Here is a 12,794-nt window from a genome sequence, read left to right on the forward strand (position 1 = left end):
CCCAAGGCCCCGGCCGCCCGCACCCCCCGGGACAACGCGCCGGCCGCGAAGAAGAAGGACGAGGGGAGCGGCGCCGGACCGGAGTACACCGTCCTGCGCGGTCCCTCCGCCGCCGTGGCGCGGAACATGAACGCGTCGCTGGAGCTGCCGACCGCCACCTCCGTGCGCGCGGTGCCGGTGAAGCTGCTGTTCGACAACCGCATCGTCATCAACAACCACCTCAAGCGCGCCCGGGGCGGGAAGGTCTCCTTCACCCACCTCATCGGCTACGCCATGGTGCAGGCGCTCAAGGCGATGCCGTCCATGAACCACTCCTACGCGGAGCGGGACGGCAAGCCCACCCTGGTCAAGCCCGAGCACGTGAACCTCGGCCTGGCCATCGACCTGGTCAAGCCGAACGGTGACCGGCAGCTCGTGGTGGCCGCCATCAAGAAGGCCGAGACGCTCACCTTCTTCGAGTTCTGGCAGGCCTACGAGGACATCGTCCGGCGCGCCCGCGCCAACAAGCTGACGATGGACGACTTCAGCGGTGTCACCGCCTCGCTGACCAACCCCGGCGGCATCGGCACCGTCCACTCGGTGCCGCGTCTGATGCCGGGCCAGTCGGTCATCGTCGGCGTCGGCGCCATGGAGTACCCCGCGGAGTTCCAGGGCACCTCCCAGGACACCCTCAACCGCCTGGGCGTCTCCAAGGTGATGACGCTCACCAGCACCTACGACCACCGGGTCATCCAGGGTGCCGCCTCGGGTGAGTTCCTGCGGGTGATGAGCAACCTGCTGCTGGGCGAGGACGAGTTCTACGACCGCATCTTCGAGGCCCTGCGCATTCCCTACGAGCCGGTCCGCTGGCACCGCGACATCGACGTCAGCCACGACGACGAGGTCACCAAGGCCGCGCGGGTCTTCGACCTGATCCACGCCTACCGCGTGCGCGGCCACCTGATGGCCGACACCGACCCGCTGGAGTACAAGCAGCGCCGCCACCCCGACCTGGACATCAAGGAACACGGGCTCACCCTGTGGGACCTGGAGCGGGAGTTCGCGGTCGGCGGGTTCGCGGGCAAGGCGATGCTCAAGCTCCGTGACATCCTCGGCGTGCTGCGCGACTCGTACTGCCGCACCACCGGCATCGAGTACATGCACATCCAGGACCCGAGCGAGCGCAAGTGGATCCAGGACCGGGTGGAGCGTCCGCACACCCCGCCGGAGCGCGAGGAGCAGCTGCGGATCCTGCGCCGGCTCAACGCCTCCGAGGCGTTCGAGACCTTCCTGCAGACCAAGTACGTCGGTCAGAAGCGCTTCTCCCTGGAGGGCGGCGAGTCCGTCATCCCGCTGCTGGACTCGATCCTCGACGAGGCCGCGGGCGCGTCCCTGGACGAAGCCGTCATCGGCATGGCCCACCGCGGTCGGCTGAACGTGCTGGCCAACGTCGTCGGCAAGTCCTACGCGCAGATCTTCCGCGAGTTCGAGGGCAACCTCGACCCGAAGTCGATGCACGGCTCCGGCGACGTGAAGTACCACCTGGGCACCGAGGGCACCTTCACCGGCCTGGGCGGCGAGAAGGTCAAGGTCACCCTGGCCGCCAACCCCTCCCACCTGGAGGCGGTCAACCCGGTGGTCGAGGGTGTGGCCCGGGCCAAGCAGGACATCATCGGCAAGGGCGGCGCGGACTTCACGGTGCTGCCGATCCTGCTGCACGGCGACGCCGCGTTCGCCGGTCAGGGCGTGGTCGCCGAGACCCTGAACATGTCCCAGCTGCGCGGCTACCGCACCGGTGGCACCGTGCACATCGTCATCAACAACCAGGTCGGCTACACCGCCCCGCCGGACTCCTCGCGGTCCTCGATGTACTGCACCGACGTGGCGCGGATGATCGAGGCCCCGATCTTCCACGTCAACGGCGACGACCCGGAGGCGGTGTGCCGGGTGGGCCGGCTGGCCTTCGAGTACCGGCAGGCGTTCAACAAGGACGTCGTCATCGACCTGGTCTGCTACCGCCGTCGCGGCCACAACGAGGGCGACAACCCGGCCTTCACCCAGCCGCTGATGTACAGCCTGATCGACAAGAAGCGCTCGGTGCGCAAGCTGTACACCGAGTCCCTGATCGGGCGCGGCGACATCACGGTGGAGGAGGCCGAGCAGGCGCTCCAGGACTTCCAGGAGCAGCTGGAGAAGGTCTTCAAGGAGGTCCGCGAGGCCACCGACGCGCCGGCCGGCGCCGATCTGCCCGCCCCGCGTCCCGCCTTCCCGGTGGCCGTGGAGACCGGTGTCAGCCAGGACGTGCTCAAGCGGGTCGCCGAGTCGCAGGTCAACATCCCCGAGCGGATCACCGTCCACCCGCGTCTGCTGCCGCAGCTCCAGCGGCGTGCGGCGATGATCGGGGACGGCACGATCGACTGGGCGATGGGCGAGGCGCTGGCCATCGGCTCGCTGCTGCTGGAGGGCACCCCGGTGCGGCTGGCCGGTCAGGACTCCCGCCGCGGCACCTTCGCGCAGCGGCACTCGGTCCTCATCGACCAGAAGAACGGCGACGAGTACACCCCGCTGCTGTACCTCTCCGAGGACCAGGCCCGGTTCAACGTCTACGACTCGCTGCTGAGCGAGTACGCGGCGATGGGCTTCGAGTACGGCTACTCGCTGGCCCGGCCCGAGGCGCTGGTGATGTGGGAGGCGCAGTTCGGCGACTTCGTCAACGGCGCGCAGATCACCGTGGACGAGTTCATCTCCTCCGCCGAGCAGAAGTGGGGGCAGACCTCCGGGGTCACGCTGCTGCTGCCGCACGGCTACGAGGGTCAGGGACCGGACCACTCCTCGGCCCGCATCGAGCGGTTCCTGCAGCTGTGCGCGCAGGACAGCATGACCGTGGCGATGCCGACCCTGCCGTCGAACTACTTCCACCTGCTGCGCTGGCAGGTCCACAACCCGCACCACAAGCCGCTGATCGTCTTCACCCCGAAGTCGCTGCTGCGGCTGAAGGCGGCGACCTCGACCGCGGAGGAGTTCACCACCGGCGGGTTCCGTCCGGTCATCGGTGACGACACCGTGGACCCGGCGGGCGTCAACAAGGTGGTCTTCTGCTCCGGCAAGGTCTACTACGACCTGGCGGCGGAGCGGGAGAAGCGCGGCGCGACCGACACGGCGCTGATCCGGCTGGAGCGGCTGTACCCGCTGCCCGGCGAGGAGATCCAGACCGAGATGGGTCGTTACCGGGGCGCGGAGAAGTTCATCTGGGCCCAGGAGGAGCCGGCGAACCAGGGTGCGTGGCCGTTCATCGCGCTCAACCTGGTGGACCACCTGGACCTGATCATCGGATCGGACCCGGTGCCGAACGCCGACCGGCTGCGCCGGGTGTCCCGGCCGTCCTCCTCCTCCCCGGCGGTGGGCTCGGCCAAGCGGCACCAGGCGGAGCAGCGGGCGCTGGTGAACGAGGTCTTCGACATCTGACCGACCGGTGTCGGTGACGCCTCGGCGAAGGGCCGGGTCCCGTGGTCACGGGGTCCGGCCCTTCGCCGTGGGCGGGGCCGCCCGGCGGGGAGACGCGCCCGGCGGCGAAGAGGCAGCGAGAAGGAAGGAAAAACACACCGTGTACTTCACCGATCGCGGGATCGAGGAGTTGGAGGGGCGTCGGGGGGACGAGGAGGTCACCCTGGGCTGGCTGGCGGAGCAGTTGCGGGTCTTCGTGGATCTGAACCCCGACTTCGAGGTGCCCGTGGAGCGGTTGGCGACCTGGTTGGCCCGCCTGGACGACGAGGACGACGAGTAGTCGGCGATCGACCGTGTCGGCCCGGGGTCGGCCCGGGGGCACGGGGTCGATCGCGCGCCCGCGCCGCACAACGCGATACTCAATAGCTTGACAAACCCGACACGCGATATATCGTGAATGGGGATGGCGGGGACGAGTCGCCGCGCCATCCCCATCATCAGGGCTGTTGAGCGTGCGGGAGGATCCATGACCGGCGAGACCGGCGGCACCGGCGAGGAGTGGGGGACCGGCCGACTGATCGAGGAGCCCGCCGCGTTCGACGTCGGGGGCCCCGTGGAGGAGGTCCAGTTCCGACTGGTCAACGGCGCGGTCAACATCGTCGGCACCACCGGTGCCCCCGGTGCCGCGCTGGAGATCTCCGAGGTGAAGGGCGCGCCCCTGCGGGTGACCCGCGAGGGCACCCGTCTGGTCATCGGCTACGACGACGTCCCCTGGCAGGGCTTCCTGCGGTTCTTCGACCGCGGGATCCCCGAGCGCCGCGCGGTGGTCTCGCTCTCGGTGCCCGCCGCCGCCCGGCTGAACATCGGCGTGGTCGGCGCCGGCGCGGTCGTCTCGGGCCTCACCGGCGACACCTGCGTGCGCAGCGTGAGCGGTGACGTCACCCTGGTCGGCCCCACCGGCGCCGTCCGGGCGGAGACCGTCTCCGGTTCCCTGGAGGCCGAGTCGCTCACCGGCGACCTGCGCTTCACCACCGTCTCCGGGGACCTCACCCTGGTCGGCCACGCGGGGAGGTCGGTACGGGCCGACTCCGTGACCGGAGGGGCGCTGATCGACCTCGTCCCCGTCCCCGGTGAGCGCGAGGTCCGACTGCACAGCGTCTCCGGGGAGCTGGCCGTCCGCCTCCCCGAGCAGCCGGGAGCCACCGTCGGCGCCCACACCACCACCGGCGCCCTCTCCAGCGAGTTCCCGGCGCTGACCACCGAGAGGCAGTGGGGCTCGCACCGCCTGACCGGCACCATCGGCACGGGCGCCGGCTCGGTGCGGTTGCACAGTGTCTCCGGGGCGATCGCCCTGCTCCGTCGGCCCGCCGGCCCCGAGGAGCCCGAAACCGCCGGCACCCTGCGGAAGGACGTCTGACATGCCCCCCGTCTTCGGTCACGGTCGCCTGCGGCTGTACCTGCTCAAGCTGCTCGCCGAGTCCCCCCGCCACGGCTACGAGGTGATCCGGCTGCTCGAACAGCGTTTCCAGGGGCTGTACGCCCCCTCCGCCGGGACCGTCTACCCCCGGCTCGCCAAGCTCGAGGCCGAGGGCCTGGTCACCCACACCACCGAGGGCGGCCGGAAGGTCTACTCCCTCACCCCGGAGGGAGAGGCCGAGCTGGCCGCGCGCGAGCAGGAGCTGACCCACCTGGAGCGCGAGATCCACGCCTCCCTCGCCGCCCTGGCCGGGGACATCCGGGAGGACGTGCACGGTTCGGCCCGGTCCCTGCGCGAGGAGATGCGCCGGGCCGCCGATCGGGCCCGGCGGGGAGCCGGGGCGGGTGCCCCCGGCGGTGCCGGGGATTCGGGTGGCACCGGGGGCTCCGAGCGCCTCCGCAAGAGCGGCCCCGGCCGGCGCGGCGCCGGGGGTCCCTTCGGCCCCGACGGGCCGTTCGGCGAGGGCGGCCCGTTCGGCCCCGGTGGCCCCTTCGGCCCCGGTGGTCCCTTCGGCGGGGGGCGCGAGGAGTCCCCCCGGAGCGGGACCGACGGCTCGGACGCCCCTCGGGAGACCGGCGAGCGATCCGGCACCGGCGACCGGCCCGGCGGCACCCGGTCCGGCAACGGTCGCGCCGACGACGGGGCCGACGCCCCCGGGCACGCCCCGGGCGACGAGGACCGCACCGACTGGGGGGCCCGGTACGAGGAGGCGGGCCGGGAGGCCCGCGAGCACTGGGAGGAGGCCGCGCGCCGCATCCAGGAGGACGTGCGGCGGCACGTCACCGGCGGGGACTGGCAGAGCGCCATCCGCGATGGTCTGGAGGGGCTGGGCCGCGAGTTCGAGGCGTGGAGCCGGGCCGGTGGTCACACCATGCCCCGGCCGGGCCGGCAGGCGGACCGCTCCACCGACCCGGAGGACCGGGACACCCCGGAGGCCGACACCGGCGGACCGGAGGAGGAGCCCGACACCCCGGAGGCCGCGGCCGAGCGGTTGCGGGAGCTGCGCCGGCTGCTGGACGACCTGCGCGACGAGGTGCGGGACGCCGGGCGGGACCACGGCGTCTCCGCCGCCCAGCTGCGCGAGGCACGGCGGCTGATCTCGGAGACCTCGGCCCACCTGGGCGTGCTGCTGCGCGACCCCGGGTCGTACGACCGGACCCGCTGATCGGGCGGGCACCGGGGAGGTACGGGGTGCCCGACGCCCGTACCTCCCCGGTGCTCAGTCGTCCCGGGGGCAGGGCACCTCGTCCGGCCCCCACGCGGTGTCCTCCACACCCGCCGAGAACCGCCCGCAGCTGAGGACGATCTCCGTGCCCTCCCCGGTGGCGCGCACCACGTACACCGGCTTCTCGACCGGCACCCGGCGCTCGCGGAAGGTCAACAGCCCCGTGGCGCCCTGGATGTTGACGTTCCCGGTGTTCAACACGGTGGAGACCGCCGAGCGGTCGAAGTCCCCGGTGCGCCCCTCGGTCCGGTGGGCGAGCCCGGCGGCGGTGGCCAGGATGTCCATCGCGTCCCACCCCAGGGCCGCGCCCCCGGACTCCAGCACCTCCCCGGTGGCCGGGGGCGGGGCGTCGCCCCGGCGCCGTCGTTCCTCGGCCCAGGCGTCCAGGGTGCGGTTGAACAGCCGGGCCCGCTCGGTGCGCGGGTCCGTCCCGGGGATGGCGTGCACCAGGTAATAGAGGGTCAGTCCGCTGTGCTTGGCCACCGGGTTCACCTCCCCCACCAGGGCGTTGGCCACCGCGTCCCCACCCAACACGGTCAATCGCGAGTCACATCCGTCGACCCGGCTGAAGTCGTCGAGGAAACCGACCAGATCTCCTTCCCGGCCCGCCCACAGGACGACCGTGGAGCGCTCGGGGGCCATGTGTCGGCAGACGTGCTCGGCGACCTCGCCCAGCGAGCGGAGGGCGTCCGGCGAGTAGGCGCCCTCGGCCTCCCCGTGCACGCCCTCGCGGGGCCGGTACCGCACGTCGGTGATCCGGTCCCCGATCTCCTCGTGGAAGTGGGTGCGGAATGCCTCCGCCAGATTCTCGCTGTAGATGTCCAACTCGTCGTAGACGATGATCGCCGCGTCCGCCGGGACGGTCGCGGGATCGCCCGCGGCCGGATCCCCGTCCGCCCCGGGACCGACGCCGTCGTCCGGGTCGGCGTCGCTGTCGGCGTCGCTGCCCTCGGTGGCGTCCTCCGGCTCCGTTTCGACCTCGGAGGGGGGCAACAGGGGGGTGTGCGCCAGGAAGGAGATCGCCACCCGGGCCTGCCGGTCGTTGGTGGGGGCGAGCTGGAAGTACTGCTGGGCGCCCCGTTCCAGCATGCCGTCGGCGGTGGCGGTGGTGCCGATCATCGGCAGTCCGGCGGCGTCCAGCACGTCCATCGTGCGGTAGGTGTCCTCCCGGCTCTGGCCCAGACCGGTGACGCCGATGATCCCCTCCGCGTCCACCTCCTCCAGGATGGCCCCCGCCACCCGGGGCCCCTCGGAGAACCGGGCGCCGGCGTTGGCGAGCAGGACCCGCAACGCGACCCGGTCCCGGGCCGCGTCCCGGCCCACCTCCTCCAGCAACATGCGCTGGGCCAGCGCGATCCCGTGCAGCTCCGCCAGGGTGCTGTCCTGCACCGCCCCCGGGCCCGGCATGGCGGCCGTGTACGGGGCCAGGTGCACGACCGTGCGCATCTGCCAACCGCGTTCCCCGTACTCCTCGGCCCGGGCGTTGTTCTCCGCGATCAGTTCGATCAGCGGGCCGAACTCCTCGGAGACCCCGCGGAAGGGCTCGGTGCCGTCGCTCAGTCCGAGACAGCTCAGGCCTCCGGTGGCCTCCCACTGCCCCTCGGGGCAGGGGCCGTCGCCGTCCCCGTGCAGTTCCGCCACCGCCCATCCCCCGACCAGCAGCGCCGGGACCGCGAGGAGCGCGCCGACCTGCAGCAGCAACGCGGTGCGCGGTCCGAGGCGCGAACCGGGAGGGGCGGTCAGTTTGGGGCGGTTGGCCAGGAAGATCTCGGCCTCGCGGTCGTGGGGGGCTCCGGGTTCCGGCACCCGGATCACCAACTCGTTCCGCGGACCGCTCGCCCCGGGGCTCTCCCGGTCGTCGGCCCCGGCGTCCTTTCGCCTCCGAAGGGCAGCCGGGACCGCCGCGTCATTCGGCTCGAGGAGGTCCGGGGAAAAGCCCGCCCGGTGCCGAACCTCCGGCGACACCCGCACCACGACCACCACCCCCGCTTCGGCGCACTCCTTCATCCCCTGGCGCAGAGCGGCGAGGAAATTCCCCATCCGCTCGACCGTCGGGCCGTCGGGCCCTTGTGGCACCGCGTCGATCAGCAGGACGAAACCGGGACGTCGGGAGTGGGCCGGGCGCAGGAAACGGCGCTTCAATGCCTTTTCCAGATCGTCGAAGAGGGCCCCCAGCAACGCCTGATCACGATCGAGGGGCTCGGGGGCCCCCGGTGCGAGCCGCGCGGCGGCGTCGAAGAAATCGGGGCGCCTGCCGCCGATACGGCCCTGTGTCCACCGCTCGAACCATCCTCCGCGACCGACGCGCCCCCACCTGACCCGGGCCCCGAACCACCACTCGCCCACCCCGGCGGTCCACACCCGCACCGCCAGCCGCAGGAGCCGGGCGGGAAGGGTCCCACCGGCGGCTTCCGCCTCACCGTTGAACACCTCGAGGAAACGGGAGTCGCGCCGGCGGCGGTGGAGGAGCACCCGGCGCAGTTCACGGCCCCGCCGGTCACGGGGCACCCCTCGCAGTTCCTCGGCCTCCACCGTCGGCAGGAGAAGGTCGAGGGTGGGCAGACGCAGCCGTCCGGTGTTCGGCGGCATGGTGGTCCGCAACCCGTGGACCAGGATCGCCACCGGCTGCTCGTCGCCGGGCATCGACGTGGAGAGCCGGAGGAACGCGCACGGGGCGAGGTGTCCCCGCTCCGCCGCGCAGCGCGCTTTCAATCCCTCCAGGAAGTCGGCGCCGGCCGACCCCTCCGGCGCCTCCTCGATGGCGAGCAGCACGGGGGACCCGCTCGTCGGGTCCCTGATCGTCTCGTCCAGGGCCGCGATCAGTGTGCCCATGCCGGGCCAGGCGGGTAACGGGCGCTCCTGCCGTGACTGGTCCATGGGGGAAGCATCACCCGGAGCCACGGTTTCCCACCCCCCACCGGACCCTTCCGTTACCGTATGGTGACGCCACGCATTGAACCGGTGTCGAGGACCGTGCCGGGCCCGGTGCCGGGACCCCGTGGCACAGGGGGTTCCGGCACCGGGCCCGGGCCGCCGTGGGGCGCGGCACCACCGGGGGCGCCTCCGGGAGCGACTCCGTCAGAGGGTGAAGACGATCTTCCCGAAGAGGTCGCCGGAGGCCATCCGCCCGAAGCCCTCGCGGGCGCGCTCCAGGGGCATCACCGAGTCGATGACCGGCCGCACGCCCTTGCTCGCGCAGAAGTTCAGCAGGCCGGCCAACTCCTCCTTGGTGCCCATGGTGGAGCCGACCACCTTCAGTTCCAGGAAGAAGATCCGGTTCAGCTCCCCCGAGGGCGGGTTGGTGCCGGAGGTGGCGCCGGAGATGACCAGGGTGCCGCCGCGCCGCAGGCTCTTGACCGAGTGGGACCAGGTGGCGGCGCCGACGGTCTCGATGACCGCGTCGACCCGGTGCGGCAGGCGGGCGCCCGGCTCGACCGCCAGCTCCGCGCCGAGTTCCTCGGCGCGCCGGCGCTTGGCCTCGTCCCGGCTGGTGGCGAAGACCCGCAGACCCGCCGCCGCGCCCAGCACGATGGCGGCGGTGGCCACCCCACCGCCCGCGCCCTGCACCAGCACGCTGTCGCCGGGGCGCACGTCGGCGTTGGTGAAGAGCATCCGGTAGGCGGTCAGCCAGGCCGTGGAGAGACAGGCCGCCTCCTCGAAGGAGAGTTCGGCGGGCTTGGGCAGCACGTTCCACTGCGGGACCGCCAGGCGCTGGGCGAAGGTGCCCTGGTACTTCTCGGTGAGGATGGTGGGCTGTTCGCGGGGGCCCACGCCGTGGCCGCTCGCGCCGACCACCGGGTAGACGACGACCTCGTTGCCGTCGGCGTCCGTGCCCGCCGCGTCGCAGCCCAGGATCATGGGCAGCGACTCCTCCGGCAGGCCGACGCCGCGCAGGGTCCACAGGTCGTGGTGGTTGAGGGAGGCGGCCCGGACGTCGACGGTGGTCCACTGCGGTGGGGCCTCCGGTTCCGGCCGTTCGCCCAGTTCGAGGGCGTCGAGGGGATTCCCGGGGTCGAATCGCGCGGCGTAAGCGGCAAACATGATCCCCAAGCTAACCGGGGCCGGAGGGCGCGGCCAGGGGGGCGTGCCGTAAGCGATCGACATCACCGGCGTCGCCGGCCGTGGCGCGGACCGGGGTGCGGGGGCGGGACCGCACCACCCGATGATCGCGTCGCACTTCCCGTCGGCCTCCCCGGAGCGGAAGAATGGTGGCGTTCCCCGACGTGCTGCCGGCGCCCCGCCGCAGACGGGGGTGGGGCGGAAGGAGCGGACGATGGGTGAGGTGTTCCTGCGGCGCCTGAGCCGGTGGCAGGCGGAGGATCAGCGCGGCGCGCTGGCGGATCTGCACGAGGACGCCTACCGGGATCAGCCGGGGGCGGTCCTGCGGGATCGCGAGGACTTCCTGCAGCGTTTCGCCGACCACCTGCAGCAACCGGAGTTCGACATGGTCATCGCGAGCGATCCGGCGCTGGTCGGCTGCGCGTACGGGTTCCGGATCGATCGGCAGGGCAGTTGGCTGGACCGCTTCTCGACCGTGCCGCAGGAGTTGGAGGAGCTGACGGAGCTGACCATGTCCCGGCAGTTGTTCCTGGTCGCCGAGTTGATGGTGCGGCCCTCGCACCGGCGGCGGGGGGTCGGCGGCCGACTGCTGGACCAGTTGCTGTCGCGGGTGAGCGCACCGGTGGCGGTGGTGTTGCTGGAGCCGGGTGACGCCGTCGGCCGGGCCACCTTCGAGCTGTGGGGCTGGGAGAAGACCGGTCGGATGCTGCCGCGCGGGAACCCCCAGCAGCCGGTGCCCCTGGAGGCGTGGACCCGGAGGCCGGGCCGCTGAGGCGGGACCGGATCCGCCCGGGCCCCGGGGTCCCCCTCCCGATGCGGAGGGGGACCCCCGGGGCCCGGGCGGGCCGGGTCAGAGCACCTTGGACAGGAAGGCGCGGGTGCGCTCGTGCCGGGGGTTGGTCAGCACCTCCCGGGGACTGCCCGCCTCGACCACCACACCGGCGTCCATGAAGACCAGGGAGTCGCCGACCTCGCGGGCGAACCCCATCTCGTGGGTGACCACGATCATGGTCATGCCGTCCTCGGCGAGCTGCCGCATGACATCCAGCACCTCGCCGACCAGCTCGGGGTCGAGGGCGGAGGTGGGCTCGTCGAAGAGCATGAGCTTGGGCTCCATGGCCAGGGCGCGGGCGATCGCCACCCGCTGCTGCTGGCCACCGGAGAGCTGCGCCGGGTAGTTGCGCATCCGGTCCGCCAGCCCGACGCGTTCCAGGAGGCGCTCGGCGCTCTCCCGGGCCTCGCGCCGCGACTTCCCCTTGACCTGGACGGGGGCCTCCATGACGTTCTCCAGCGCCGTCATGTGGGGGAAGAGGTTGAAGCGCTGGAAGACCATGCCGATGTCCCGGCGCTGCTGGGCGACCTCGCGCTCCCGCATCTCGTAGAGCTTGTCGCCCTTCTGGCGGTAACCCACGAGGCGGCCGTCCACCCACAGCCGGCCGGCGTTGATCTTCTCCAGGTGGTTGATGCAGCGCAGGAAGGTGGACTTGCCCGAGCCGGAGGGGCCGACGAGGCAGAAGACCTCGCCGTTGCGGACCTCCAGGTCGATGCCGCGCAGCACCTCGACCAGGCCGAAGGACTTGTGCACCCGCTCGGCGCGGACCATCGGTCCGGGAGCCGGTGCGCCGGCGGGGGCGGGGACGGGGCCCGCCCCGGCGTCCGTGGCGTCGCTCATACCTTTTCCCTCCCGACGGTGGTGCGAACCCGGAACGCGGTCAGCTGGGCGCGCAGGCGCGTCAGCGGGCTCTCGGGGCGGGGCGCGTTGTCGCTGCCCCGGGCGAAGTGCCGCTCCAGGTAGTACTGGCCGATGCTGAACACGGTGGTGAGCAGCAGGTAGACGATGGAGACGACGATCAGCATCTCCATCACCGCCAGGGTCCGCGAGGAGATGTTCCGTCCGGCGAGGAACAGTTCCTGGTACTGGATGGCGTAGGCGAGCGACGAGGTCTTGAGCATGTTGATGAACTCGTTGCCGGTCGGCGGGATGATCACCCGCATCGCCTGCGGGAGCACGATCCGCCGCATGGTGCGGCTCGGCGACATGCCCAGGGCGTGGGCCGCCTCCGTCTGGCCCCGGTCCACGGACTGGATGCCGGCGCGGCTGATCTCGGCCATGTAGGCGGCCTCGTTGAGCCCCAGGCCGAGCAGCGCGGCCAGGAAGGGGGTCATCACCGTGTTCATGTCCTCGGACCAGAAGCCGAGGTTCACGACGGGGAAGATCAGCGCCAGGTTGTACCAGAGGAAGAGCTGCACCAGCACGGGCGTGCCGCGGAAGAACCAGATGTAGCCCCAGGCGACGCCGGAGAGCACCGGGTTCGAGGACAGCCTCATGATCGCCAGGACGGTGCCCAGGACGACGCCGAGCAGCATCGAGTAGATGGTGATCTGGAGGGTGTTCCAGGCGCCGGTGAGGATGGTCTCGTGCGTCAGGTAGTCGCCGACCACGGTCCAGCTGACGTCGGCGTTGGCGAAGGCCGCGACGAGCAGGGCCAGCAGGGCGACGACGGCGGCGGCTCCGATCCACCGACCGTAGTGGCGGACCGGGATCGCCTTGATCGCCTCGGGCGGGGGGCCGTCGCCGGTGGGCGGGGCGGTGTCGGCGGCACCCCGGTC

At 72.1% G+C, this 12,794-nt stretch carries 9 protein-coding genes; 5 read left to right on the forward strand and 4 right to left on the reverse strand.

Annotated features, from left to right (window positions below; all coding sequences use genetic code 11):
• The 4 genes from FOE67_RS05255 to FOE67_RS05270 all read left to right on the forward strand — a co-directional run.
• On the forward strand, positions 1-3,444 hold a 3,444-nt coding region (locus FOE67_RS05255; protein ID WP_182660926.1), incomplete at its 5' end, for a multifunctional oxoglutarate decarboxylase/oxoglutarate dehydrogenase thiamine pyrophosphate-binding subunit/dihydrolipoyllysine-residue succinyltransferase subunit.
• A 139-nt stretch (positions 3,445-3,583) separates the two neighbouring features.
• Positions 3,584-3,763, forward strand: a complete 180-nt coding sequence (locus FOE67_RS05260; RefSeq protein ID WP_182660928.1) for a DUF6104 family protein — start codon at positions 3,584-3,586, stop codon at positions 3,761-3,763.
• A gap of 186 nt (positions 3,764-3,949) precedes the next feature.
• Positions 3,950-4,840, forward strand: coding sequence for a DUF4097 family beta strand repeat-containing protein (locus tag FOE67_RS05265; RefSeq protein WP_182660930.1), 891 nt, complete (start codon positions 3,950-3,952; stop codon positions 4,838-4,840).
• Position 4,841: 1 nt separating this feature from the next.
• On the forward strand, positions 4,842-6,065 hold the full coding sequence (locus FOE67_RS05270; RefSeq protein WP_182660932.1) for a PadR family transcriptional regulator: 1,224 nt from the start codon (positions 4,842-4,844) through the stop codon (positions 6,063-6,065).
• A 54-nt stretch (positions 6,066-6,119) separates the two neighbouring features.
• Here FOE67_RS05270 and FOE67_RS05275 read toward each other — a convergent pair whose 3' ends face one another.
• Both FOE67_RS05275 and FOE67_RS05280 read right to left on the reverse strand, forming a co-directional pair.
• Positions 6,120-9,002, reverse strand: a complete 2,883-nt coding sequence (locus FOE67_RS05275; protein ID WP_182660934.1) for a type 1 periplasmic-binding domain-containing protein — start codon at positions 9,000-9,002, stop codon at positions 6,120-6,122.
• A gap of 201 nt (positions 9,003-9,203) precedes the next feature.
• Positions 9,204-10,166, reverse strand: coding sequence for a zinc-binding dehydrogenase (locus tag FOE67_RS05280; RefSeq protein WP_182660936.1), 963 nt, complete (start codon positions 10,164-10,166; stop codon positions 9,204-9,206).
• A gap of 232 nt (positions 10,167-10,398) precedes the next feature.
• On the opposite strand from FOE67_RS05280, the gene FOE67_RS05285 reads away from it, so the two are divergent.
• On the forward strand, positions 10,399-10,956 hold the full coding sequence (locus FOE67_RS05285) for a GNAT family N-acetyltransferase (protein ID WP_182660938.1): 558 nt from the start codon (positions 10,399-10,401) through the stop codon (positions 10,954-10,956).
• A 78-nt stretch (positions 10,957-11,034) separates the two neighbouring features.
• On the opposite strand, the gene FOE67_RS05290 is transcribed toward FOE67_RS05285, so the two are convergent.
• Both FOE67_RS05290 and FOE67_RS05295 read right to left on the reverse strand, forming a co-directional pair.
• The gene (locus FOE67_RS05290) at positions 11,035-11,787 is read right to left on the reverse strand and encodes an amino acid ABC transporter ATP-binding protein (RefSeq protein WP_182660940.1); all 753 of its coding nucleotides are present in this window, start codon (positions 11,785-11,787) and stop codon (positions 11,035-11,037) included.
• A gap of 65 nt (positions 11,788-11,852) precedes the next feature.
• The coding region (locus FOE67_RS05295) for an amino acid ABC transporter permease (RefSeq protein WP_228473567.1) at positions 11,853-12,794 on the reverse strand (942 nt) is incomplete at its 5' end.

The organism is Streptomyces calidiresistens, assembly GCF_014141525.1.
Lineage (GTDB): Bacteria > Actinomycetota > Actinomycetes > Streptomycetales > Streptomycetaceae > Streptomyces > Streptomyces calidiresistens.

Excerpts from the sequence above, each read along its gene's own strand:
- FOE67_RS05280 (WP_182660936.1), bottom strand. The coding sequence starts at position 10,166 with ATGTTTGCCGCTTACGCCGCGCGATTCGACCCCGGGAATCCCCTCGAC.
- FOE67_RS05285 (WP_182660938.1), top strand. The coding sequence starts at position 10,399 with ATGGGTGAGGTGTTCCTGCGGCGCCTGAGCCGGTGGCAGGCGGAGGAT.
- FOE67_RS05270 (WP_182660932.1), top strand. The coding sequence starts at position 4,842 with ATGCCCCCCGTCTTCGGTCACGGTCGCCTGCGGCTGTACCTGCTCAAG.
- FOE67_RS05290 (WP_182660940.1), bottom strand. The coding sequence starts at position 11,787 with ATGGTCCGCGCCGAGCGGGTGCACAAGTCCTTCGGCCTGGTCGAGGTG.
- FOE67_RS05275 (WP_182660934.1), bottom strand. The coding sequence starts at position 9,002 with ATGGACCAGTCACGGCAGGAGCGCCCGTTACCCGCCTGGCCCGGCATG.
- FOE67_RS05265 (WP_182660930.1), top strand. The coding sequence starts at position 3,950 with ATGACCGGCGAGACCGGCGGCACCGGCGAGGAGTGGGGGACCGGCCGA.